The organism is Variovorax sp. 10N432, from assembly GCF_056394465.1.
Map to the genome: position 1 here is coordinate 1 of NZ_JBFTHX010000151.1, position 510 is coordinate 510.

1 pseudogene is annotated in these 510 nt (G+C 64.0%); it reads right to left on the reverse strand.

The features are described from left to right. A pseudogene (locus tag AC1DF3_RS37100) lies at window positions 1-510 on the reverse strand (IS5 family transposase); the annotation flags it as partial.

The window sequence follows — 510 nt, forward strand, 5'->3', positions numbered from 1 at the left end:
ACGTTGTCAAGCCGCTTACGTTGTCAAGCCGCTTGCAGTCATGGACGTTGGCCCCGGTCACGACGAGCGACAACGGGACGCCACGGCCGTCCACCAACAGGTGGCGCTTGCTGCCTTTTTTTCCCCCGATCCGTCGGGTTGGGGCCGACGGTTTCCTGTGCCAGCGGCGCCTTCATCATCGCGCCGTCGACGCTCTGCCAGCGCCAGGCAATGCCCTCCATCTGGTCGTACTCGGCCAAGCCCGCCTTCCACAGAGCTTCGAAGAATCCCGAGGCTTCCCACTCAAGAAATCGCTTGTGGATSGCGCTTGCGCTTCCGAAGCGCTCCTTGGGCAGCGCCTTCCACTGGCAGCCCGTGCGCAGCACGTAGACGATTGCYTCGAACACCAGTCGAGCCGGCTTTGGTGGCCGGCCAGCCCCTGGCTTGCGCACATAGATCTTGTCTGCCGCCGAGCGCGCAGGAATCAGCGGCTCCACACGCTGCCAGAACTCATCGGTCACCACCCACGAC